The organism is Aegicerativicinus sediminis, from assembly GCF_015476115.1.
In the GTDB taxonomy this organism is placed as follows: Bacteria; Bacteroidota; Bacteroidia; order Flavobacteriales; family Flavobacteriaceae; genus Aegicerativicinus; species Aegicerativicinus sediminis.
Genome location: NZ_CP064295.1, coordinates 342,980 through 368,563, shown reverse-complemented (window position 1 = coordinate 368,563; position 25,584 = coordinate 342,980). Strand labels below are relative to the sequence as shown.

19 protein-coding genes are annotated in these 25,584 nt (G+C 36.7%); 9 read left to right on the top strand and 10 right to left on the bottom strand.

All coding sequences use genetic code 11. The features are described from left to right. The first annotated feature begins 123 nt into the window (after nucleotides 1-123). The 4 genes from ISU00_RS01625 (at nucleotide 124) to ISU00_RS01610 (ending at nucleotide 7,133) form a co-directional block, all read left to right on the top strand. Nucleotides 124-2,907: a T9SS type A sorting domain-containing protein gene (locus ISU00_RS01625; protein ID WP_228852297.1), complete on the top strand. Its 2,784-nt coding sequence runs from the start codon at nucleotides 124-126 to the stop codon at nucleotides 2,905-2,907. 180 nt (nucleotides 2,908-3,087) lie between these two features. Next, nucleotides 3,088-4,416, top strand: coding sequence for a signal recognition particle protein (ffh, locus tag ISU00_RS01620; protein ID WP_228852296.1), 1,329 nt, complete (start codon nucleotides 3,088-3,090; stop codon nucleotides 4,414-4,416). Between the two features lie 22 nt (nucleotides 4,417-4,438). After that, the gene (gene folD / locus ISU00_RS01615) at nucleotides 4,439-5,317 is read left to right on the top strand and encodes a bifunctional methylenetetrahydrofolate dehydrogenase/methenyltetrahydrofolate cyclohydrolase FolD (RefSeq protein ID WP_228852295.1); all 879 of its coding nucleotides are present in this window, start codon (nucleotides 4,439-4,441) and stop codon (nucleotides 5,315-5,317) included. Nucleotides 5,318-5,396: 79 nt separating this feature from the next. Beyond that, the gene (locus ISU00_RS01610) at nucleotides 5,397-7,133 is read left to right on the top strand and encodes an alpha/beta hydrolase-fold protein (protein WP_228852294.1); all 1,737 of its coding nucleotides are present in this window, start codon (nucleotides 5,397-5,399) and stop codon (nucleotides 7,131-7,133) included. A gap of 1 nt (nucleotide 7,134) precedes the next feature. On the opposite strand, the gene ISU00_RS01605 is transcribed toward ISU00_RS01610, so the two are convergent. The 8 genes from ISU00_RS01605 to ISU00_RS01570 form a co-directional block, all read right to left on the bottom strand. Next, nucleotides 7,135-7,563, bottom strand: coding sequence for a VOC family protein (locus ISU00_RS01605; protein ID WP_228852293.1), 429 nt, complete (start codon nucleotides 7,561-7,563; stop codon nucleotides 7,135-7,137). Further along, complete coding sequence (locus ISU00_RS01600; RefSeq protein WP_228852292.1) at nucleotides 7,564-7,749, bottom strand: hypothetical protein; 186 nt, start codon at nucleotides 7,747-7,749, stop codon at nucleotides 7,564-7,566. 80 nt (nucleotides 7,750-7,829) lie between these two features. After that, complete coding sequence (gene rluF / locus ISU00_RS01595) at nucleotides 7,830-8,579, bottom strand: 23S rRNA pseudouridine(2604) synthase RluF (protein WP_228852291.1); 750 nt, start codon at nucleotides 8,577-8,579, stop codon at nucleotides 7,830-7,832. Between the two features lie 38 nt (nucleotides 8,580-8,617). Further along, nucleotides 8,618-9,445, bottom strand: coding sequence for an alpha/beta hydrolase (locus ISU00_RS01590; protein ID WP_228852290.1), 828 nt, complete (start codon nucleotides 9,443-9,445; stop codon nucleotides 8,618-8,620). Continuing rightward, the gene (locus ISU00_RS01585) at nucleotides 9,426-9,806 is read right to left on the bottom strand and encodes a cupin domain-containing protein (protein ID WP_228852289.1); all 381 of its coding nucleotides are present in this window, start codon (nucleotides 9,804-9,806) and stop codon (nucleotides 9,426-9,428) included. Before ISU00_RS01585 ends, ISU00_RS01590 begins: the two co-directional genes overlap by 20 nt. A 7-nt stretch (nucleotides 9,807-9,813) precedes the next feature. Further along, entirely contained in the window at nucleotides 9,814-10,785 is a 972-nt protein-coding gene (locus ISU00_RS01580) for a YitT family protein (RefSeq protein ID WP_228852288.1), read from the bottom strand. Between the two features lie 17 nt (nucleotides 10,786-10,802). Continuing rightward, on the bottom strand, nucleotides 10,803-11,357 hold the full coding sequence (locus tag ISU00_RS01575) for a hypothetical protein (RefSeq protein WP_228852287.1): 555 nt from the start codon (nucleotides 11,355-11,357) through the stop codon (nucleotides 10,803-10,805). 16 nt (nucleotides 11,358-11,373) lie between these two features. After that, the gene (locus ISU00_RS01570; protein ID WP_228852286.1) at nucleotides 11,374-12,927 is read right to left on the bottom strand and encodes a helicase HerA-like domain-containing protein; all 1,554 of its coding nucleotides are present in this window, start codon (nucleotides 12,925-12,927) and stop codon (nucleotides 11,374-11,376) included. Between the two features lie 104 nt (nucleotides 12,928-13,031). On the opposite strand from ISU00_RS01570, the gene ISU00_RS01565 reads away from it, so the two are divergent. Continuing rightward, nucleotides 13,032-13,661 carry a 7-carboxy-7-deazaguanine synthase QueE gene (locus ISU00_RS01565; RefSeq protein WP_228852285.1) on the top strand — a complete coding sequence of 210 codons (630 nt, stop codon included), beginning with the start codon at nucleotides 13,032-13,034 and terminating at the stop codon, nucleotides 13,659-13,661. 58 nt (nucleotides 13,662-13,719) lie between these two features. Here ISU00_RS01565 and ISU00_RS01560 read toward each other — a convergent pair whose 3' ends face one another. Further along, a complete protein-coding gene (locus ISU00_RS01560) occupies nucleotides 13,720-14,253 on the bottom strand; it encodes a DUF2911 domain-containing protein (protein WP_228852284.1) in 534 nt (177 codons plus the stop codon). Nucleotides 14,254-14,479: 226 nt separating this feature from the next. Here ISU00_RS01560 and asnB point away from each other — a divergent pair, with 226 nt between their 5' ends. The 3 genes from asnB (at nucleotide 14,480) to mdh (ending at nucleotide 19,515) form a co-directional block, all read left to right on the top strand. Further along, entirely contained in the window at nucleotides 14,480-16,150 is a 1,671-nt protein-coding gene (gene asnB, locus ISU00_RS01555; RefSeq protein ID WP_228852283.1) for an asparagine synthase B, read from the top strand. A gap of 327 nt (nucleotides 16,151-16,477) precedes the next feature. Continuing rightward, the gene (gyrB, locus tag ISU00_RS01550) at nucleotides 16,478-18,415 is read left to right on the top strand and encodes a DNA topoisomerase (ATP-hydrolyzing) subunit B (protein ID WP_228852282.1); all 1,938 of its coding nucleotides are present in this window, start codon (nucleotides 16,478-16,480) and stop codon (nucleotides 18,413-18,415) included. Nucleotides 18,416-18,588: 173 nt separating this feature from the next. Further along, nucleotides 18,589-19,515, top strand: coding sequence for a malate dehydrogenase (gene mdh / locus ISU00_RS01545; protein ID WP_228852281.1), 927 nt, complete (start codon nucleotides 18,589-18,591; stop codon nucleotides 19,513-19,515). A gap of 65 nt (nucleotides 19,516-19,580) precedes the next feature. Here the strand turns inward: mdh and ISU00_RS01540 are convergent, their stop codons facing one another. Continuing rightward, the gene (locus ISU00_RS01540) at nucleotides 19,581-22,136 is read right to left on the bottom strand and encodes an adenosylcobalamin-dependent ribonucleoside-diphosphate reductase (protein WP_228852280.1); all 2,556 of its coding nucleotides are present in this window, start codon (nucleotides 22,134-22,136) and stop codon (nucleotides 19,581-19,583) included. A 439-nt stretch (nucleotides 22,137-22,575) separates the two neighbouring features. Here ISU00_RS01540 and secDF point away from each other — a divergent pair, with 439 nt between their 5' ends. Beyond that, nucleotides 22,576-25,542, top strand: coding sequence for a protein translocase subunit SecDF (secDF, locus tag ISU00_RS01535; protein ID WP_228852279.1), 2,967 nt, complete (start codon nucleotides 22,576-22,578; stop codon nucleotides 25,540-25,542). Nucleotides 25,543-25,584: the final 42 nt, after the last annotated feature.

Below are 25,584 nucleotides of genomic sequence, written 5' to 3'. Positions count from 1 at the left end.
CATCTTTGTTATTCAAGCCGTTTTCAAGGTTCCCATTGGTCGAAAAATCAGGCTTAATAGCAAAAAAATACCTATCTTTAATCTTTTATAATCGAACCCAATCGTACTATTAAACTACATTCTATGAGATCGAACTTTACTCTCTATTTATTTCTTTTTGTAATATTTTTTTCAATTCAAGCCGAGGCGCAGGTCGTAAATAAAAGTACGGATACTGGTCAAAACGGTACGCTTCGTAAAGAGATTGAAGATGCAGCACCAGGTTCAACAATTACCTTCGCCAACTCAATAACAACCGTTACCTTGAATAGTGCCATTTTAATAGATAAAAATTTAACCATAACCGGAAGCAATACTGCTTTAACGATTATTGATGCAGCTCAAAATGGACGTGTTTTTACAATAACAGCAGGTACCGTTATTTTTAATAATCTCGAGATTACTAATGGAATAGAATCCAATGGCGGTGGAATTTATGCAACGAATACAGATCTTACTCTTAATAATTGTGAGGTGGTTTCCAATACTGCCAACGGTACTAATGGATCTGGAGGAGGTGTTTACTTAGACGCCGGTGCATCCCTAACGCTAACAAACTCTATAATCAGCAGTAATTCTGCAAATGCCAATGGAGGTGGTTTAAGGAATGGTTCAGGCACTTTGACAATTAATAATTCTGATATTATAGGTAATACTGCTAGTGGTAATAGTAGTAACCAAGGGGGTGGAGGTATTTTTAATGCTGGCGGAAATGTTACCATTTCAAATAATACAGTAATTGCCAATAATTATGCTGACGGTACCTCAGGATCCGGTGGAGGTATTTTTAATGATACGGATGCTACTCTTACAATTTTAAATTCCTCTATTGAAGAAAATTTTGCCTCTCGTGCAGGTGGAGGAATAGAAGACAATTCAGGAAATGCTCATCCTACAGTACTTCAAAATATTACTCTTAACCTTAATACAACTGGTTCATCACCCGGAAATGGTGGAGGCCTACACGTAACGGGTAATGGTACTGTTAATTTCACCTTTGGAACAATATCAAACAATACTGCGGCCTCTGAAGGTGGCGGATTATGGAATGGTTCTGGGAATATGACTCTAACTGGTACTGTAGTCAACAATAATACAGCAAGTGGAAATGCATCCGACCAAGGAGGAGGTGGTATCTTTAATTCAGGAGGAACTTTGACTCTTCAAAATGGTGTTGTCGTTTCCAATAATGTAGCAAACGGAACTCAAGGTTCAGGTGGTGGAGTTTTAAATGATATGGGTAACCTGAATATGGCTAATGTGGAGATTAGAAGTAATTCGTCCGTACATGCGGGTGCTGGCGTAGAAATAAATTCAGCTGAATTTTCAATTACTAACTTGTTTAATGTTCAGTTTCTAACAAATGGATTAAGCTCTCCGGCCAATTATGGGGCGGGTTTGCATGTTACTGGTGCGGGAATCCATTCCTTGAATGGTTGTTATTTCTTAGGGAATTTAGCTAATATTAGCGGTGGAGCAATTTATAACGGAACAGGTTCAATGACCCTTTCCGATACAGATATAGTAAATAATAAAGCGCAGGGTGCAACCCTTACTGATGGTGGTGGAGGAATTTTTAATAATGGAGGGGATTTAATAATAAATTCAAATTCCATAATTAATACCAACATTGTAGATGGGGCCCAAGGATCTGGCGGTGGAATTTATAATAATGGGGGTTCGGTAACCATTGAAAGTTCGGATGTAAGAAGCAATACGGCCACCGGGGTTGGAGCCGGAATTGAAAATTTTGCGGGAACCCTTACGATAACAACTGGAGATATTGCTGAAAATGTGCTTACCGGAACAGTTGGATTGGGTGGCGGTATACATGCTACAGGTGCAGCTAATACAAGTATTTCAACTTCGGTAATAAGCGCTAATGAGGCATCAGTTAGCGGTGGTGGAATTTATAATGAATCTGGGACGTTGCTAGTTGAAAAGTCAAGTGTTAACTTTAATGTTGCCACTGGTACAGGTAATTCTAACGGTGGTGGAGGGGTTTATAATAATTCTGGCGATTTTACAGTTTCACAATCAACAGTAAGAAACAACTCCGCGAGTGGATCAGCTGCAGCTGGTGGAGGTATATATAATGGTGTGGCGGGTGATTTGAGCCTGTTACGAAGTACTATAGCAAAAAATACGTCCAATGGAAATGGAGGTGGTGTTTATAATAATGGAAATAGTGCCTCTATAAATGCTGTTACAATTGCTGAAAATACAGCTGGAAGTGGCGGTGGAATATACGGGGATAAACCTGTAACAATTACCAATATGATTGTTGCCAATAACAGTTCTGCCAATGGAGCGGATGTTGCTGGTTCCATTACTTCTGCTGATTATAATTTGGTAGAAACAGATGCATTGGGTGTCTTTACACCAATGTCTAACGATATTGAAGGTGAAGATCCTGTTTTGGGGACTTTAGAGAATAATGGCGGAGATTTACTTCCAAACGGATCACCCGCATTAACATATGCTATATTAGAAGGTTCTCTTGCTTTTGACGGTGGAAACCCTTCGGATACTTTTGCGGACCAAATTGGTCAACCTGTTTTTGGGGCCGCACGAGATATGGGATCTTTTGAAGCACAAACGACACTGGGATTAGAAGATATTGAAAAATTGTGGTCAACAAGAATATATCCAAACCCAAACAATGGAGAATTTAATATTCGTTTGGGCAGTGATGTGGTAGATAATTTAAATCTAACCATGTACTCTATAACAGGACAAACAATTCTTAAAAAAGATTTGGTTTTTGGGGATAATGAATTTAACCTTCGAGGAACTCAACCTGGCATGTACTTATTATCTTTAACAGACGGGGTTAGTAAAAAGACATTTAAGCTCGTAATTCATTAATGAAAAAACTATTAATAAATTAAAAGGCTGCAAATATTGTAGCCTTTTATGTTTTTTAGGCCTTTGATAATTCTATTATTTCAACTTTGAATTTAATTTTAAAATAGATTGTCAATCTCCAACTTTATATATACAAATCAAATATTTACCTTTGCAATTCCTTAAAAAAGAGCAGCAAATATGTTTAATAACCTAAGTGAGAAGTTAGATAAGGCGTTACACGTTTTAAAGGGACATGGTAGTATTACCGAAGTCAATGTAGCTGAAACCCTTAAAGAAGTTAGAAGGGCGCTATTAGATGCCGATGTTAATTTCAAAACTGCAAAAGAATTTACCAATACTGTAAAGGAGAAAGCTCTTGGGCAAAATGTATTAACCACCCTTCAGCCGGGGCAATTAATGGTGAAAATTGTTAAGGATGAATTAACATCATTAATGGGAGGTGATGCTGAAGGTATTAACCTCAGTGGTAACCCTTCAGTTATTTTGATGTCTGGTTTACAAGGTTCGGGTAAAACTACCTTTTCTGGTAAACTTGCTAATTATCTAAAGAAGAAAAAGTCTAAGAATCCATTGTTAGTGGCCTGTGACGTTTATCGTCCTGCTGCGATTGATCAATTACATGTTGTTGGTGAACAGATTGGAATTGAAGTTTATAGTGAAAGAGGCAATCAGGATCCAGTAGCTATTGCTAATGCTGGTATCGCACACGCCAAGGCCAATGGTTACAATGTGGTGATAATAGATACCGCCGGTCGATTGGCTGTCGATGAGGTGATGATGACCGAAATAAAAAACATCCATAATGCCGTTCAACCGCAGGAAACTTTGTTTGTGGTAGATTCTATGACGGGTCAGGATGCCGTAAATACCGCAAAAGCCTTTAATGATGTACTTAATTTTGATGGGGTTATTCTTACAAAATTAGATGGTGATACGCGTGGTGGTGCGGCCATTTCAATAAAGTCTGTTGTAAATAAACCGATTAAGTTTATCGGTACTGGCGAAAAGATGGAGGCAATAGATGTGTTCTATCCTTCGCGTATGGCAGACCGTATACTCGGAATGGGTGATGTGGTTTCTTTGGTTGAACGTGCTCAAGAACAATTCGATGAGCAGGAAGCCAGAAAAATTCAAAAGAAAATTGCCAAAAACCAATTTGGTTTTGATGATTTCCTTTCCCAGATTCAGCAAATTAAGCGAATGGGAAATATGAAAGATCTCATGGGTATGATTCCCGGCGTTGGAAAAATGGTAAAGGATATGGATATTGATGATGATGCGTTCAAGCATATTGAAGCAATTATTTACTCCATGACACCAGAAGAACGTTCGAATCCTTCATTGATTAATGGCAGTAGGAAGAAGCGCATCGGTCAAGGTTCTGGGACTTCAGTGCAAGAAGTAAATCAATTACTTAAGCAGTTCACCCAAATGAGCAAAATGATGAAAATGATGCAAGGTGGTGGTGGCCGAAAGATGATGCAGGCCTTAAAAAATATGAGATAAACCTAATCAAATTTTGCAATAAATGACCATTTTAGACGGTAATAAAGTAAGTAGTGACATTAAACTGGAAATAGCCAAGCAGGTTGAAGCTATTATAGAAAGAGGGGAGAAGGTTCCTCATTTGGCAGCTGTTTTGGTGGGTACTGATGGAGCAAGTATGACATATGTTAACTCTAAGGTTAAAGATTGCAAAATGGTAGGTTTTGGTTCAACATTGATTGATCTTCCAGAAGAAACTACCGAAGAAAAATTGTTGGAGATAATTCACGAACTTAATACCGATAAGGATATAGATGGATTTATTGTTCAGCTACCTTTGCCTAAACACATTGATGAGCAAAAGGTACTTATGGCTATAAACCCGGATAAGGATGTGGATGGATTTCATCCTATGAATGTAGGGCGTATGACATTAGATTTGCCAACTTTTATTTCCGCTACACCTTTTGGTATTTTAGAATTGTTGGAGCGCTATAATGTTGAAACTTCAGGCAAGCATGTGGTTGTTATTGGAAGAAGTCATATAGTTGGTCGTCCAATGAGCATTCTTATGAGCCAAAAACGTAATGCTGGTAATGCCACAGTAACGGTTGCTCACAGTAGAACAAGAAATTTAGCGGAAATAACCAAGCAAGCCGATATTATTATAGCGGCTTTAGGAATTCCAGAATTTTTAACTGGAGATATGGTGAAGGAAGGTGTAACTGTCATTGATGTTGGAATTACTCGAGTTCCTGATGATACAAAAAAACGTGGCTATAGATTGGCAGGTGATGTACATTTTGATAGTGTTAGTCCGAAATCAGAATATATAACTCCTGTTCCTGGAGGTGTGGGACCAATGACAAGGGCAATGCTTTTGAAAAATACCCTTCTCGCACGAGAACGACATATTTTATAGAATAACTAAGCGGCTTTTGCCACTTTTTTTATTTCTGAAAATAAGGTATCTTTCAATTGAAAGAACTAACCAGCCTCCTATGAAAGCTCAATATTACTCTTGTCTTTTATTGTTATTTATTTTCTTATCCTGCCAAAAGCAGAATAAAACCTCAATCGGAAACAAGTTTTTAGTTACCATTTCCGATAGTCTTATGGATCAACCTACGGATGGCCGGATGCTTTTAATGTTCAGTAAAGACTCCGCGGCTGAACCACGATTTCAAATTAATGAAGGTGTAAATACCCAACAAATTTTCGGCGTTAACGTCGAAGATCTAGAAACAGGTGGAACCGTTTCTATTGGTGATGGCATATTTGGATACCCTATAAATGACTTATCTAAATTAGAATCCGGGGATTATTATGTGCAGGCCTTATTTCATGTGTACGAAACCTTTAAGTTGTCGACTGGACAAACTGTAAAATTGCCGATGGACAATGGTGAAGGTCAAAAATGGAATAGTTCACCGGGAAATTTGTATAGCGAACCTGTGAAGATAACTTTTGAAAAGAATAGTGGAACGGAGTATAAGATTACCATTGATAAAATAATTCCACCTATACCAGAACCAGAAGATACGGAATGGATTAAACACGTTAAGTTGAAATCTGAAAAACTGTCGGAATTTTGGGGTAGAGACATCTATTTAGGGGCCCATATTTTATTGCCGAAGGGGTTTGAGGAGCATCCGGAAGCAAATTATCCCTTAATGATTTTCCACGGCCATTTTCCAAGCAATTTTGGGGGATGGCGTACAACTCCTCCAGATCCCAATTTAGAACCGGATTATTCAGAACGTTTTCATGTTGAGGGTTATAATAAAATTCAACAGCAAGAGGCATATGATTTTTATAAACGATGGAATGAACCTGATTTTCCTAGGTTTATTGTTATTGAAATTCAACACCCAACTCCTTATTATGATGATTCCTATGCAGTTAATTCTGCAAGTCAAGGTCCTTATGGGGATGCGATAACATATGAGTTGATTCCTTATATAGAGGAACAATTTAGAGGAATTGGGGAGGGGTGGTCCCGGTTTTTATACGGAGGTTCTACAGGAGGTTGGGAAGCTCTTGCGGTCCAGGTTATGTATCCTGATGAGTATAATGGCTGTTTTGCAGCCTGCCCAGACCCCATTGATTTCCGAGCCTATTGTCTTGCTAATATTTATGAGGATGATAATGTTTACTACTACGATGGTAATTTTCAAAATCTAGAAAAACCTATGTACAGGAATTATTTGGGTGATATCAATTCTACTATTAGACGCAGTAACCATTTCGAATTGGCCTTAGGAGATAAATCAAGGTCTGGTCAACAATGGGATATTTGGGAGGCGACCTATTCGCCTCAAGATGAGGATGGATATCCAAAAAGACTCTACGATAAACTTACAGGAAAAATAAACCCAGATGTAGCCCAATTTTGGAAAGAAAATTATGATTTAAGGCACATTTTGGAGCGAGATTGGGATAAATTGGGAGACAAGCTAAAAGGAAAAATCCATATTTATTGTGGCGATATGGATAACTATTATTTAAACAATGCGGTCTATTTAATGGAGGATTTTCTCGAAAGTACAACGAATCCATATTATGATGGGGAGGTTGATTATGGAGATAGGGCCGAACACTGCTGGAATGGTGACCACGACAATCCTAACCACATTTCTAGATTGAGATACAATTCAATGTATGTTCCAAAAATCATGAAGCGTATTGAAGAAAGTGCCCCTGCAGGAGCAGATTTAAAAAGTTGGCGTTATAAATAGTCTATTTGGCAAATAATTGCGAAATATCTTTGAAGGCTTTAAATTCTAAAGCATTTCCTGCAGGATCTTTAAAAAACATAGTTGCTTGTTCACCTACCAATCCTTCAAACCTTAAATATGGCTCAATGATAAAGTCCACGCCATGTTCTTTTAAATGGTCTGCAAAGTTGAAAAATTCAACCCAAGGAATCACAACCCCAAAATGAGGTACGGGTACATCCTTACCATCTACGGGATTGGAATGAAGTTGTTCACCAGATTTAGGTTTAAAATGTATAACCAATTGATGTCCGAAAAGATTGAAATCGACCCAATGATCGCTACTTCGGCCTTCTTCACATTTTAAAACTGTACCATAAAATTCTCTGCATTCCCTGAGATTGTGAACAGGAATTGCAAGGTGAAAGGGATAATTAGATGTTGCTGCCATTTAGTTTGTGGGAGTATCTTTTCTATATTTTAACATCGAAACACCAGCAATAAAGAAAACTAACCCTAAAATTGTAAGGGCCCATGGGCTTAAAGTAACTAAATTGTTGCCGAATATTCCTAATACACCTAACACTAGGGCAATCATGCCTCCAAGGGTAAGAATTAATGCTAATACACGTATCATTTCAAATTGTTTTGAGGTAAAATTACATAATAATCAAATTAAGAAATGACGTAATACCTGCTAATTTTATCTTGAATTGATTAATGATTTTGTTGATTCTTGCCCTTATTTTTCTTTTGAGGCCCTTCCAAAAGCTTATATAGAGTTGATAATTCGGTGGCTGTTAATTCCCTATACGATCCAACAGGTACATCTAGTGTGATGTTAATAATTCTTATTCGTTTTAAGGAAGTAACATTATAATTGAAATACTCACACATCCGCCTAATTTGACGGTTAAGCCCTTGGGTTAGTATGATTTTGAAAGTCTTTGAATCAATTTTTTCAACTTGACATTTTTTGGTGGTTTGTCCTAAAATGGGCACACCGGATGCCATGCCATTAATAAAAGTTTGAGAGATGGTTTTATCTACGGTTACAATATATTCCTTTTCGTGATTATGGCGGGCACGTAAAATTTTGTTTACAATATCACCGTCATCTGTCAATAAAATTAATCCTTCACTATCCTTATCTAGTCGCCCAATGGGAAATATACGTTTAGGGTAATTAATGAAATCTATAATATTGTCCTTCTCAACCCTAGTGTCTGTAGTGCAAACAATTCCTACTGGTTTGTTGAGCATGAGGTAAGTTCTCTCTTCCTCATCATTTTTTATCCTCTTTCCGTCAACTTTTACAATATCTGAGGGTGTTACCTTTGTCCCCATTTCCGGGACCACATCATTAATGGTTACTCTTCCTTCTGCTATAAGTTTATCTGCTTCTCGCCTCGAGCAGAACCCTGCTTCGCTGAGGTATTTATTTAATCTTGTTAATTGTTCTTCCACGTAGGTTGTAAATTAATAAGGTGCAAATTTATAAAATATCAACTTGAGACATATTCCAAGATATGATGGTTAACCACTTCATTATTTAAGGAGTGCCCCATATTTTTAGTAGTTACTAGTTTGGAGTGCCTACATTCGGCCTCAATTTCCAATGCATCGTTATAAGGGATAACATCGTCGAATTGATCATGTACCACTAAAATCGGAGTATTTAAAAGTTTCGCATAACTAGCAGTATTTATACTATGCAAGGAAGTTTTGAAAATATCAACTATTCTACTTTTAAAATTAGAACTTACCCGATTATTATACCCCATCATTTTGATATAGCGTTGCAAGATATCTTCATATTTTGATGGAGCTCCAATCAATACCATTTTTTTAGGAGTGTAGTTTTGAAGGTCGGCAAAGGATTTGCAAACAGCCATTGCACCTACCGAATGCGCAATTACAAAATTTGGTTTCGTTCTTTCGATAATTTTTTTCAGAAATTTTGAATATAGATTTACATTGAAGAAATAACTCCCTGAATTTCCATGTGCCGGTGCATCTATGGCAACAATATTTAGATCTATTTTTTGTAAAAGCCTAATAAGCGATTCCCATCTAGCTGTATTACTTTCCCAGCCATGAACCAATAAGATTGTAGAACCATTGCCTTTCCAACGATAGGACATTATCGCCTCATCATCATATACCAACTCTTCCCTGAACGAAGTGTCTAAAAAGTCTTGTTGCCCTTTTTTAATCCACCCTTTACGCGGAATGGAAAACAGCTTAAGGGCTAATTTCCCCGAATGTTTTGGGAAAAACAGACTCGCAATATTACAGTAAAATCCTATTAGCTTAACTAAAATCCATTTCATCTGCTTCTCGGTTTGCCTTAGTAATATCAAACGCAGGAGTGCATATAGCTATATATTCACAAGGTTCTAGGAATGGATTTGAGTATTGAACACGAGTGTTCTTAGGCACAAAAATAGATTCGCCGGCAGAAATAACCAACTTTTCACCTTCGATATTAAATTGTTTTTTGCCTTTAATTACAATGGTGTATTCATCGAATTCTGGGGTTTGGAATGGTTCACTCCATCCAGAAGGAGCTACCATGTGGGCAATACTAATTTCTTTAGTGTTTGTAGTAGCCAATCCGAAATGTTCTTTTATTGATTTACCGTCGGTGGTCGGTACAATAAATGGATTTTTCTGAATTTTATATTTTGCCATTACACAATTATTTCAATGGTTTTTTCTTAATCATTCCTCCTTTAAGGTCTTTTACCACCCCCATTACAGTGAATGCGTTACTGTCAATTTTGTCTATTTCGGTATGAAGTCTTGAAAGTTCTAAACGGGTTACTACTAAGTAAATTATATTTTTATAGGAAGTGCGTTCTTCTGTATTAACGCCGCTTTTTCCTAAAAATATAGTGCAGGCCCTTCTTAATTTAACAGTTATCATTTGCCTGATCTCTTCATGGTGATCAGAAATTATGGTAACTCCAACATATTCTTCAACACCATCTACCACAAAATCTACCGTTTTGGCTGCGGCTAAATAGGTAAGTATGGCATATAAAGCCGTTTCTATTGACAATACATAAGCCCCAAATGAAAAGATAATGATGTTAATTATTAATAAGACATCACCTACAGTTAGAGAAAATTTTCTACTGAGATAAACAGCAAGGACCTCGGTACCATCTATAACACTACCACCTCTCATGGCCATTCCAATTCCAAGTCCAAGAAAAAATCCCCCAAATAGGGCAATTAATAATTTATCATTGGTAACAATAGGATAATTTATAAAGTGTACGACTATAGCGAGAAAAGTTATGGCTACGGCACTTTTAAGTGCAAATTTCACGCTGAAAGTACGTGCCCCTAAAATTAGAAATGGAATGTTTACAATAACCAATAGTATACCTAAATCTATTTTAGATAAATTTTGGATTAATAGTGAAATACCGGTAACACCACCGTCGATAAAATGATTTGGCAATAAAAATCCCTTTAACCCAAATCCTGCGGAGAATACACCAACAATAATTAAAAAATAATCTTTTATTGCATGAAACAGCTCAACTTGCAATTTTTCGGCATAAGGAATAATCTCCCGGTCAGAAGGTGGTTTATTCGATTTTTTATTTGAGAGTCGCTTTTTGGCGACATCTACAAGAATTTTGGAAAGAAAAGGATTCAATAATCAGAGAATTGTAATTAGTTCCAGTACACGAAAAAATGTTTAATTTTTGCCTTATCAGGTATTTGGGATTTTTCAATATTTAAATCCATATTAAACCTCAAATTAGAAGGCAATTCTTCTTTGTCTATGGTGAATGACGCATTGAGTTCATCAACACTCAAAACCAAATTGTTGATGATGTTGTTAATCTTAGTTATTTTATAATTATCCGATATGTCTTTGAAGGAACTTTGACTAGTTATAGCCTTATCTGTTTTAAACTTTGGAGAAAATATTTGTACACTTTCAATTACTGAGGTTGAATCGCCGAGGATCTTCGGAGTCAATGTCAATAATTTTTCCCCTTCTTTTGAATAAACATCAATATTATTAAAATCTCTAGTGAACTCTTCACCATCACTATAATTTACAATTGAATCGCTACCAAAAATTTCCTTTAATTCCTTTACCTGGGTAGAATCTGTAAGTAGACCGATACTCTGATCTGTTATAAGATATGGGTCGACTTCCTTATTGCAAGAAAACATAATTGCAAATACTATAAACGTTGCGATCTGTGGTAATTTCATTGGTTTTATTTAAATATTATTTCATCATTTTAGTGAGTATTCCAAGAACACTTCTTATAACCGTGGGGCTGGTTAAAACTTTTACCAAAGGACTTGTGGTACTTCGTGAACTTCGTCTTCTGTATGTGGTAGAATCTCTTTCGCGTTGCTTTTCTCTTTCCCTCTCTAAACGTTCCCTCTCTAAGCGAGCTTTTTCTTGGGCTTCTTCTTTTTCGGCCTCTTCAATCTTTTGGTTTAGTATTTCGTATGCACTTTCCCTATCAATACTTTCATTATATTTTCTCAACAATTTAGAATACGAATAAAGTTCTTCCAATTCTGTTTTGGTTAGAATGTCCATACGGCTCATCGGCGCTCGCATCATTGTAGCGACCAAGGGTGAAGGCCTTCCTTTTTCATCTAAAACAGATACAAGGGCTTCTCCGGTTCCTAGTGAGGTTAGAACAGTAGTTGTATCGTAAAACTCGGAAATAGGATAATTTTGGGCCGTTAATTTAATTGCCTGTCTGTCTTTAGCTGTAAAAGCTCTTAGGGCATGTTGAATTTTTAATCCGAGTTGGCCAAGAACTTCTGATGGTACATCTGTCGGATTTTGGGTCACAAAATAAATTCCAACTCCCTTACTTCGAATAAGCTTAATAATGCTTTCTATTTGGTTAAGCAAAACTTTTGAAGCCTCATCGAAAATTAGATGTGCCTCATCAATAAACATAATTAATTCGGGTCTATCAGCATCTCCTTGTTCTGGAAAGGTAGAATAAATTTCAGCAAGTAAGCTCAACATGAATGTTGAAAACAGCTTGGGCCTGTCTTGTATATCGGTTAAACGTAGGATGTTGATATAACCTCTGCCATTCTCATCAACCCTCAATAAATCTTGTGTGTCGAATGATTTTTCACCAAAAAAAAGGTCCGCTCCTTGCTGTTCAAGTTCTACAATTTTTCTTAGGATAGCACCAGTAGAAGCTGTTGATATTCGCCCATAAGCCTCTTCAAATTCTTTTTTGCCCTCTTCAGTTGCATATTGTAGTATTTTCTTGAAATCCTTTAAATCTAATAATGGTAACTTGTTATCATCGCAATATTTGAAAATTACAGCAACAATGCCCGCTTGGGTATCAGATAAGTCGAGTATTCTTGAAATTAATACCGGACCAAATTCGCTAACAGTTGCCCTTAAGCGCACTCCATCTTGTTCGGATAAAGATAAAATTTCAACCGGGAAACCTTTTGCTTCAAAGTTGAGTCCAATTTTAGCATGGCGCTCATCTATTTTGGGATGCCCAGGACTTGGTTTGGCTAATCCGCTTAAGTCTCCTTTCACATCCATTAAAATAACAGGTATGCCTTGGTCTGATAAATTTTCAGCTAAAACTTGAAGGGTTTTTGTTTTACCAGTTCCTGTCGCTCCTGCAATCAATCCATGCCGGTTTAGAGTCTTTAGGGGAACATTTACAAAAGTGTTCGTTAAGGTTTCACCCCCTATCATTGCTGCACCTAAGGTAATATATTCACCTTTAAATAAATAGCCATTATTTATCTCCTCAATGAAGGCTTCTTTATTTGCCATTTGCCAAAATTTTGCCTAAAAATACACCAATTTTAATCAAGTTTAAAACCTTAAAGATTGCTTATTTTCAAATGTAACTGAAGGAATGATTACCTTTGTCCTCAATGAAAAATGAAACACAAATATTGGTGGATAAGGGTGAGATGCTTCCTTTAATGGAGCAATTTTATACCATACAAGGAGAAGGATATCATAAAGGGACTGCGGCTTATTTTATTAGGGTAGGAGGTTGTGACATTGGTTGCCATTGGTGTGATGTAAAGGAAAGTTGGAATGCTGAATTACACCCTCCGACCCATATAGAAAAAATTGCACTAGAAGCACAAAAATATAGCGATACTATTGTGATTACAGGTGGAGAGCCTTTGATGTGGAATATGACCCCTTTGACTGAGCGTTTGAAGGAATTAAATATGAAAATTCACATTGAAACTTCTGGGGCTTATGACTTAACGGGAGTTTGGGATTGGATTTGTTTATCACCTAAAAAATTGAAATTACCTACTAAAGAGGTTTGTCAAAAAGCTAATGAATTAAAGGTGATAGTTTATAACAAGGATGATTTTAGGTTTGCTGAAGAACAAGCGGCAAAAGTGAATAAAAATTGTGTGCTTTATTTACAGCCCGAGTGGAGTAAACGCGACAAAGTTATTCCCCTCATTGTGGATTATGTAATGGCACATCCTAAATGGAAAGTCTCCCTGCAAACCCATAAATATTTGAACATTCCATAAAAAAAAGCTCAGATCCAAAAAGGGCCTGAGCTTTATGATTTTTATTGGATGCTATTGCTTATTCTGTAAATGGAACGGCAACTCTCATGGTGTCCCAACCCATATGCATTGTTCCAGCATCATCGAAAGTTATAGAGAATGCATCCAATGAATTCCCTCCTTTTGTTACAGGTACTTTAACTCTTGCAACATCATTTCCTTCATTGTAAGAGTAAGCACCCCAAACATTGGTATCCTTATTCAAAATAATTGTCCATTCTTTTGGTCCAGGTATGGTGTAAAGAGAATATGTGCCAGCAGGTACTTTAGAATCACCCATTTTCATGTCTTCAAAAAATGTAATTTCTGTAGCTTCATTGGCTCCAGTTCTCCAAACTTTATCATTTGGAGTTAAATCTGATAGTGATCTACCATTAAGCTGTGGTCTACTATAATAGACCTTAATTTTTTTGATAGTTTCACGGTTGCTCTTTGGGTAGGCAGCTGCATCCATTGGACTTTTGTCTAAACCACTAAAATCTTGAGCAGTTAAAGCGGCTGGAAATGTCAACAAGAATGTAAAAATTGTTCCTAATACTAATGATTTGCGCATGTTTCTTCGATTTTTTTTAAAAATATGACTTAACCCTCTTAAAGTTGTCCTAAAATTAAGATCTTAAAGTTAAAAAGTATAATCGTAAAGAACCTGAATCAATATATTTTATTTCATTTGTTATGTAATAATGATATTTAAGTTATAAAATATAATCTATTATTAATAAATAGTTTTTAATAATAATAGTAACTATGATTTTTGTTTCAGATTAATAATTAAAATTATGTGTGGTATTGTTTGTGCTTTTGATTTAAAGCAAAAGGCGGAGGATTTAAGGCCTCAATTATTAGAAATGTCCAAAAAGGTAAGGCATCGCGGTCCGGATTGGAGTGGGATTTATAATAATGAAAAGGCAGTAATTGCGCACGAACGTTTGGCTATAGTTGATCCTGCATCCGGGAAACAGCCTTTGTTCAGTGAAGACGGAAAACTTATTTTGGCAGCAAACGGGGAAATATATAACCACCGTGAATTGAGAAAGCAATTTGAGGGCAGGTACAATTTCAAAACAGAATCGGATTGTGAAGTTATTTTGGCATTATATCAAGAAAAAGGTCCTGGATTTATTGATGAAATGAACGGGATATTCGGATTTGCTCTGTACGATTCAGAGAAGGACGAATATTTTATTGCCAGAGATCATGTCGGTATTATTCCGTTATATATTGGATGGGATAAGTACGGAACATTTTATGTTGCTTCAGAATTAAAAGCATTGGAAGGCTATTGCTCAAAAATTGAACTATTTCCGCCGGGGCATTATTTTTCTAGCAAAGATGGAAAATATGTAAAGTGGTATAATAGAGAATGGACCGAATATGATAATGTAAAGGACAATGTAACCGACATTGCTGAATTAAAGAAAGCTTTGGAAGATGCCGTGCATAGACAGCTGATGAGCGATGTTCCTTATGGAGTGTTACTTTCGGGTGGCCTAGATTCTTCTGTAACATCTGCCATTGCCAAAAAATTCTCTAAAAGAAGGGTGGAATCTGATGATATAGCTGACGCTTGGTGGCCTCAATTACATTCTTTTTCTGTTGGTCTTGAGGGGTCCCCAGACCTTGCTGCTGCAAAAAAGGTTGCCGATCATATAGGAACTGTTCACCACGAAATAAAGTTTACAATTCAAGAAGGATTAGACGCTATAAAAGATGTTATTTACAACCTTGAAACCTATGATATAACTACCATTAGAGCTTCAACACCTATGTATTTAATGGCTAGAGTAATAAAATCTATGGGTATAAAAATGGTGTTATCTGGCGAAGGTGCGGATGAACTTTTCGGAGGGTATCTTTATTTTCATAAAGCACCAAATGCAAAAGAATTTCATGAGGAGACCGTCAGGAAGCTCAGTAAACTTCATATGTATGACTGTTTAAGGGCGAATAAAAGTTTGGCAGCCTGGGGTATAGAAGGTAGGGTTCCGTTTTTGGATAAAGAATTTATGGATGTAGCCATGCGCATTAACCCCCAAGATAAAATGATTACAAAAGAAAGAATGGAAAAATGGGTGGTAAGAAAGGCGTTTGAAGATTATTTACCGGCTAGCGTTGCTTGGAGACAAAAAGAGCAATTTAGTGATGGAGTAGGCTATAGTTGGATTGACACTTTAAAGGAAGTCGTAAACGAAGTGGTTTCAGATGAGCAAATGACAAACGCTAAATATAGATTCCCATTACAGACGCCTCAAACAAAGGAAGAGTATTATTATAGATCCATTTTTGAAGAGCATTTTCCTAGCGATGCTGCAGCCCTTAGTGTTCCACAAGAACCTAGTGTAGCATGTAGTACCAAAATTGCATTGGAATGGGATGAAGCTTTCAAAAATATGAATGAACCAAGTGGTAGGGCCGTCGCGAAGGTACATGAAGATTCTTATGTAAAATAAATTGTTCACATAAAGGTTAATTGTAAGAAAAAAGAGGTTCGAAAGAGCCTCTTTTGGTATTTTTCTAAGGTGTTAATTCTGAAATATATAAAACTCAATTGTTGAGTTTAGAAAAATCGATAAAAAATAATCATTTCAAATTTAAGCCGCTTTAAAGGCTTTTTCCTGCATTTTAACTTTTCAATAGTTATTGTTGATAAATAAATGATAAATGCATTAGAATGCCTAAAAAAGGGGTTTTAATGTTGTATCTTTGTGAAATACGCCAAAATGATACTGTTTTGTATCATTTTTTTATGTTCAATCAAAGAATTAGAATTAAAGTAAATGAGCGAAGAAAACAAAAAGCAATATTCCGAGGATAGTATTCAGGCCCTCGAAGGAATGGAGCATGTAAGGATGCGTCCTTCCATGTATATCGGGGATGTTGGAGTGCGTGGTTTACATCACTTGGTATATGAAGTTGTCGATAACTCAATTGATGAGGCATTAGCCGGCCATTGTGATACTATTACGGTAATAATAAATGAAGATAATTCCATTTCCGTAAAGGATAATGGTCGAGGGATTCCTGTGGGGCTTCATAAGAAGGAAGGTGTTTCTGCTTTGGAAGTTGTAATGACCAAAATCGGGGCCGGTGGAAAATTTGATAAGGATTCATATAAGGTTTCAGGTGGTTTACACGGAGTTGGTGTAAGCTGTGTGAATGCCCTTTCTGAACATTTAAAGGCAACGGTTTATAGGGAAGGTCATATATGGGAGCAAGAGTATGAAAGAGGTAAAACCCTATATCCTGTAAAGACTGTCGGAGATAGTGATGAAACTGGAACCTTGGTTACTTTTAAGCCAGACCATCAAATATTTACTCAAACTTTAGAGTATAATTACGATACTCTTGCAAGTAGGATGCGAGAACTTGCTTATTTGAACAAAGGTATTACCATACATCTCGAGGATAGAAGGGCAGTTGATAAAGATGGTAATTATGAGGGTGAAACATTCCATTCTAATGAAGGTCTTACTGAATTTGTAAAATATTTAGACGGAAATAGAGAGCCGATTATTCAAGAGGTTATTGCTTTTGAAGGTGAAAAGAATGATATTCCGGTTGAAGTGGCAATGATCTATAATACTTCTTATGCGGAGAATTTACATTCTTACGTAAATAATATAAATACCCATGAGGGGGGTACCCATCTTTCCGGATTTAGGAGGGGGCTCACAAACACCCTGAAAAAATATGCCGATTCATCGGGTATGACCGATAAATTGAAATTCGATATTTCTGGAGATGATTTTCGTGAAGGTTTAACAGCAATTATTTCTGTAAAAGTTGCGGAACCACAGTTTGAAGGTCAAACAAAAACCAAGCTCGGTAACCGTGAAGTATCGGCTTCGGTTTCACAGGCAGTTTCAGAAATGCTTACGGATTATTTGGAGGAGCATCCAGACGACGCTAAAATAATCGTACAGAAAGTTATTCTTGCAGCCCAAGCGCGCCATGCAGCCCAAAAGGCTCGCGAAATGGTTCAGCGGAAAACGGTGATGAGTATAGGTGGATTACCTGGAAAGCTAAGTGATTGTTCTGAGCAAGACCCTGCTAAATGTGAAGTGTTCTTGGTAGAGGGTGATTCCGCAGGTGGGACAGCAAAACAAGGACGAGATAGAAACTTTCAAGCAATTTTACCATTAAGGGGTAAAATTTTGAATGTTGAAAAAGCCATGCAGCACAAAGTCTTTGAAAATGAAGAAATAAAAAACATCTTCACAGCTCTTGGCGTTACGATTGGAACCGAAGAGGATAGTAAGGCTCTTAACCTTTCAAAATTGAGGTACCATAAAATTGTAATTATGTGTGATGCCGATATCGATGGTAGCCACATTGCAACATTGATTCTAACATTCTTTTTTAGATATATGAAGGAATTGATTGAGAATGGGCATGTGTATATTGCGACACCGCCTTTATACTTAGTTAAAAAAGGTCAGAAAAAGGCATATGCATGGAATGATAAAGAACGAGATGCCTATGCTGAGGAATTTGGTGGAAGTGTAAGTATCCAACGATACAAAGGTCTTGGAGAAATGAATGCGGAGCAATTGTGGGACACTACCATGAATCCGGAATTTAGGACTTTGAGACAAGTGAATATTGACAATGGTAGTGAGGCCGATAGAATCTTCTCCATGTTAATGGGTGATGAGGTTCCTCCACGAAGAGAATTCATTGAAAAGAATGCAATTTATGCTAATATAGATGCGTAAGAATCATTCAATAAATTTGAAAAGGGCAATTTTGTAGAAGAAATTGCCCTTTTGATTTTTAGGTATGATGCATATCTATGTTTTTAAGCATTTACTTACGATTTACCTACTCAAAAATTGTGAAAAGGCTTAAATTTGTGGGTAAATTTTAATCATAAAAAATTACATATAAAATGAAAGTTACAGTTGTTGGAGCTGGTGCCGTTGGGGCAAGTTGCGCGGAATATATTGCAATGAAAAATTTTGCAAGTGAAGTTGTTTTATTAGACATAAAAGAAGGATATGCTGAAGGTAAGGCGATGGACCTAATGCAAACGGCTTCACTTAATGGTTTTGACACCAAAATAACAGGAGTGACAAATGATTACTCTCAAACAGCTAGCAGTGATATTTGTGTAATTACTTCTGGAATCCCTAGAAAACCTGGAATGACCCGCGAAGAATTAATTGGGATTAATGCCGGTATCGTAAAGACGGTTTCTTCAAATTTAATTGAACATTCGCCTGAGACAATAATTGTTGTTGTAAGTAACCCAATGGATACTATGACGTATTTGGTGCATAAAGCAACAGGTTTGCCTAAACATAGAATTATTGGAATGGGTGGTGCGTTAGATTCTGCACGCTTCAAATACCGTTTGGCTGAAGCTTTAGGTGCCCCTATTAGCGATGTTGATGGAATGGTTATTGGAGGCCACAGCGATACAGGTATGGTACCTCTAACTCGTATGGCAACTAGAAATGGTGTGCCTGTATCTAAATTTCTTTCAGAAGAAAGATTAAATCAAGTTAAAGAAGACACTAAGGTTGGGGGAGCAACTTTAACTAAGCTATTAGGGACTTCTGCTTGGTATGCGCCTGGAGCGGCAGTTAGTGCTTTGGTTCAGTCCATTGCTTGCGACCAAAAGAAAATGATTCCTTGTTCTACACTTCTTAATGGGGAATATGGGTTAAGTGATATTTGTATCGGTGTGCCTGTAATTTTGGGCAGAAAAGGTATTGAGCAAATTGTTGAAATTGAATTGACTGATGCAGAAAAAGCTCATATTTCAGAGAGCGCTCAAGGTGTTCGTAAAACCAACGATTTGTTAGAATTTTAGAATTTAATCACGTTATTAAAATGAGAAAGCCGCCAATAGGCGGCTTTTTCTTTGGTTGCCATTCTCTATCCGCATTTGGAAGAACCGCAATCCTTGCAGGTTAAACAACCTTCCTGGTAGATTAATTCCGTAGAATTACAATTTTCACATTTGGCCTTGGAAGCCATTGTGCCATCTTCTATATAGCGCTTTAAAGCCCGGGCAACTCCGTTCTTCCAAGTATTGATACTTTCATCTTTAAAGTGTAAGCCATTAATAAGATTAACAACGTTCTCAATCGGCATGCCATGCCTTAATGTACTTGAAATTAGTTTAGCGTAGTTCCAAAATTCAGGATTAAATTTGTGTGATAAGCCTTCTATAGTCGTTTTGTAGCCTCGCTTATTCTTATATTGAAAATCATACCTAGACGTGCCATCTTCATTTCGATTTTTAATAATCAGACCATCTTCAACCCAACGAGGTATCAAAATTCCGTCTTCATCATCAGCTAATCCTGTAAATATTTCATAGGGTTTATCGTCTATTAAACCTATAAAGGCAATCCATTTATCCTTGTTGTTTTGGAAACGCACTACATCTGCATTCAAAACTTGAGGTCGTTTCGTAGGGAAATTGGTTAGTGTGTCTGTTTCATCTTCCTCTTTTTTCTCGTCGTTTGAAATCAACACACCGCTCCTAGAACCATCGCGGTAAACAGTTACACCTTTACAGCCAGCTTTCCAAGCTTCCATATATAGGTCGCCAACTAATTCTTCAGATACATCGTTTGGTAAATTAATAGTTACACTTATGCTGTGGTCAACCCACTTTTGAACTGCACCTTGCATGCGCACCTTGCTCAACCAATCAACATCGTTAGAGGTTGCACCACTATATGGTGATTTTAGGATTAGTTTATCCAATTCTTCTTGTGAGTAGTTTTTATCTGTAGAAATACCGTTTACTTCCATCCATTGCTTGAATCTATGATGGAATACAACATACTCTTCCCAAGAATCGCCAACTTCGTCTACAAAATCTATACGGGCATTTTTATCATTAGGGTTTACCTTTCTTCTTCTTTTATAAACTGGTAGAAAAACCGGTTCGATGCCTGACGTAGTTTGTGTCATTAAACTTGTCGTACCTGTTGGGGCAATTGTTAATAAAGCAATATTTCGACGGCCATACTCAAGCATGTCATAATATAGCTTCTCATCCTCTTGTTTTAATCGAAGGATAAATGGGTTGTCTTTTTCCCTTTCAGAATCATATATAGTGAATGGTCCACGTTCCTTGGCCGTTTCAACAGAAGCTTTATACGCTTCTACTGCTATGGTTTTATGGATTAATTCAGAAAAATCATTTCCTTCTTTGCTGCCATACTTTATTCCAAGAGCAGCTAACATATCTCCCTCTGCAGTAATTCCTATACCAGTGCGTCTACCTTCTAAAGCTTTTGTTCTGATATTAACCCATAAATTCCTTTCAACTCTTTTAATTTCATCAGATTCAGGATCTGCATCAATTTTTGCGAGGATGGTATCGACTTTTTCAAGTTCTAAATCAATAATATCATCCATTATTCTCTGAGCAGCTGCAATATGCTTTTTGAATAAATCAAAATCAAATTTGGCCTTTTTAGTAAAAGGGGAGTTTACGTAGGAAAATAGATTTATAGCTAAAAGTCTACAAGAATCGTATGGGCACAGTGGGATTTCTCCGCACGGATTTGTAGAAACAGTTTTATATCCTAAATCCGCATAACAATCGGGCACGGATTCTCTTGTTATGGTATCCCAAAAAAGAATTCCCGGTTCAGCCGATTTCCATGCATTATGAACAATTTTTTTCCAAAGCTCTTCTGCATTGACCTCTTTTTTGTACACTGGATTTTTCGAAAAGGTCGGATAAGTTTGATTATATGATGATTTGTTTTCAACAGCTTGCATGAAACCATCATCGATCCTTACTGATACATTTGCTCCAGTTACTTTCCCTTGTTCCATTTTTGCGTCAATAAAATCTTCCGCATCAGGATGGTTGATTGAAACAGAAAGCATCAATGCGCCTCGACGTCCATCTTGAGCGACCTCTCTTGTAGAGTTTGAGTAGCGTTCCATGAAAGGAACTATTCCGGTTGATGTTAAAGCCGAATTTTTTACCGGGGAGCCCTTAGGCCTAATGTGCGACAGGTCGTGTCCCACTCCTCCACGTCTTTTCATTAATTGAACCTGCTCCTGATCAATTTTCATCAACCCGCCATAAGAATCACTATTGCCGTCATTTCCAATAACAAAACAATTTGAAAGTGAGCCGACTTGAAATTTATTTCCTATTCCGGCCATAGGGCTACCTTGAGGTACAATATATCTGAAGCCTGATATATAATCGAAAACTTCCTGTTCCGTCATAGGATTTGGGTAATTTTGTTCAATTCGTGCAATTTCTTTAGCAATCCGCCAATGCATATCTTCAGGAGATTTTTCGTATAAATTTCCATCTGAATCTTTTAGAGCGTATTTATTAATCCATACCCTTGCTGCTAAATCGTCCCCTTTGAAATAGGCAAGTGAAGCTTCGAAAGCCTCCTCTTGGGTATATGTTTTTTGAATCTTTTTTGGCGCCTCGACCTGCATAGTTGTTTGTGTTTAGTTAAATAGGTAATTTCTGGATGTGAATATATAAAAGATGTAGGTTTCCTTAAATCTAAAATTGAAAAAGTTGTCAAGAAAAAGTTGTTAATTTATTTATAATCAGATATATAAAAATTTATGAACAATAAAAAGTTGACAAAAAAATAATTTCTATGACAAAAATCATAAAAGAAAGTTTTCAATATTTTTCATTTTGCAATTCTAAAAACTTTCCGTAAATGTTTATTGTATTGATGTGCATTTGGAAGTTGAATTGTAACTTGAAAGAGCTACTTCTTATATTTATAAATGTGTAGTTCGTTTATCAAAAATTAGCACTTTTTACCTTGCCATTATTTAAAAAGAATTAATTGGCATTTCATACTTGAAATCATATATTTGCACGTTTTAAAAAATTCGATCGCTATAAAATAAAATAATAATGCAAAACAAAGGATTGGTAAAGCTTTTTGCGGTTTTATTTGGGTTGGTAAGTATCTATCAGCTATCATTTACCTTTAAAGCTAATCAGATTGAGGATGAGGCTGAAGCACACGCGGCAAGTAAATTTGATAATCCAGATTTAAGAAATGCTGAGGAGCTTCGTTATTTAGATTCATTGAATACTATAGATGTTTTTGACATCGGTATTGCTAAATTCACTTACAATGAGGTTAAGGAGAAAGCCATGAATTTAGGCTTAGACCTTAAAGGAGGAATTAATGTAATTCTTCAAATTTCTGTAAGGGATATTCTAGAAGGTCTAGCAAACAAGAGTAAGGATCCGGTATTTAACCAAGCCTTAGATAGAGCTGAAGAAATTCAGAAGGATTCGCAGGATTCCTATTTAGAATCTTTTTTCCAGGCTTTCGATGAAATTAAAGGTGATACCAAATTAGCTTCTCCTGACATTTTTGCCAACCGTACTTTGAGTGACGAGGTAAATATTAATATGTCTGACGATGAAGTTAAAAGTATTCTTCGTAGAAAAGTTGACGAATCTATAGTATCTGCCTTTGAAGTATTAAGAAAGCGTATCGATAAATTTGGTGTTACATCACCTAACATTCAGAGACTTGGTAGTACAGGTAGAATTTTGGTTGAATTACCAGGGGCTAGAGATGTAGAAAGAATAAAAAAATTACTTCAGAGTACAGCTCAATTAGAATTCTGGGATGTATATAGAACTGAAGAAATGGCCTCTTATGTGCTCCAAGTAAACCAAGCATTGGTTCAACAAGAACAAGAAAATTCGGAAGTTGCGGAAACTGAGGAGGTAAGTGATAGTACCCAGACTGAACAGGATAAAATTGCAGAACTTACTGGTGAAATCGCTTCAGATTCCACTAATATAGAAAACCAAAATCCGTTAGGGATTGTTGCTTTGGGAAATGGTGGTCCTGTCATTGCTACTTTTAATTCTAAGGACAAAAGAAAGGTATTAACCTATTTAAATGATCCGCAATACCGTTCATTTTTACCGGCAGAACAACGTTATGTTAGATTTGCTTGGGGTAAGGAAGCGGATGGTAGCCAATTTGCGGATTTATATGCAATTAAGGGAAATAGAGATAACGAACCTGAGTTAAGTGGTGCGGTAATTACGGATGCAAGGCAAGCCTATAACCAAAGAGGGGAGCCTACCGTAAGCATGCAAATGAACGGAAAAGGTGCTAAAATTTGGGAAGATATGACTGGAAGGGCATATCAGAACCAAAGTCAAATTGCTATTGTTTTAGATAGTATCGTTTACTCAGCTCCAGGGGTTTCAACTGGTCCGATTTCTGGAGGTAATTCAGAAATTTCAGGATCGTTCACCGTCAATGAAGCAACCGACTTGGCAAACGTTCTTAGAGCGGGTAAACTTCCTGCCCATGCTGACATCGTTCAAGCTGATGAAGTTGGAGCTTCATTAGGTCAAGAAGCTATCGAAAGTGGGTCCCTTTCATTTGGAATTGCGTTATTATTAGTTGTTTGTTGGATGCTCTTTTATTATGGTAAGGCTGGTATTTATGCTGATATAGCCTTGTTGTTCAACATCCTTCTAATTTTTGGTGTACTTTCTGGACTAGGAGCGGTTCTTACATTACCTGGTTTAGCGGGTATCGTTTTAACTCTTGGTATGTCAGTGGACGCGAACGTACTTATTTTTGAACGTGTAAGAGAGGAAATCAATAAAGGAAAAGCAATGAAGGAGGCGGTTAAGGATGGTTTTTCTTATGCACTTTCTTCAATTTTAGATGCGAACATTACTACCGGATTAACAGGTATAATCTTATTTGTTTTTGGTACAGGACCAATTAAAGGATTTGCAACTACCTTGTTAATAGGTATTGTTACATCATTGTTTACAGCAATATTTATTACGCGATTATTAGTAGATTGGAGTGTTAGAAAAAATCAGAGATTAGATTTTTCAACTCCTATTACTAAAAATTGGTTTAGAAATATAAAATTCAACTTCATAAGTAAACGTAAAATGGCCTATGTCGTTTCTGGAATTTTATTGGTAATCAGTTTAACGTCTCTTTTTACGCGTGGTTTGGATCAGGGTATTGATTTCGTTGGAGGTCGTACGTATCAAGTTAGATTCGCTCAAGATGTTGATAATGAAGCAGTGAAAGTGGCATTGAATGACGCTTTTGGAAGTGCTGAAGTAAAAACAATTGGAGGTGACCATCAATTGAAAATTTCTACTAAATATAAGGTTGACGAAAACTCGGCTGAGGCAGATGAAGAAGTACAAACAATGTTGTTTGAATCATTAAAACCATTTTTGCCAGAAGGTATTACTTATGCTGAATTTGTCGATGGATCTGGAGATGCGAAAATCGGTAAGATGTTTTCAAGTAAAGTGAGTCCCACAATTGCGGATGATATTAAACAATCGTCCGTTTGGGCGGTCCTTGGATCATTAGTTGTAGTATTCTTATATATATTGATTAGATTTAGAAGATGGCAGTTTTCTCTTGGTGCAGTTGCTGCAGTCTTCCACGATGTGATTATAGTATTAGGTGTTTATTCGCTGTTATACACAATCATGCCATTCAGCATGGAAATAGATCAAGCCTTTATCGCTGCAATTTTAACGGTGATCGGTTATTCCTTGAACGATACTGTGGTTGTATTTGATAGGATTAGAGAGACCTTGGCTGAAAAGGGAGGATTTAAAGGAGGGAAACATATTAATGAAGCCATTAATAATACATTAAGCAGAACTTTAAATACGTCCTTTACCACCTTAATTGTACTATTGGCAATGTTCTTTTTTGGTGCAGAGTCATTAAGGGATTTACTCTTTGCAATTATTGTAGGTATTGTGGTTGGTACCTATTCATCGGTATTTATCGCTACACCAATCATGTATGATACTTTAAAGGATAAAGGTAAACTTCCGGAAGAAAACTAGTTTCGGTTATAAATAATAAAAAAAACCATCGAAGAAATTCGA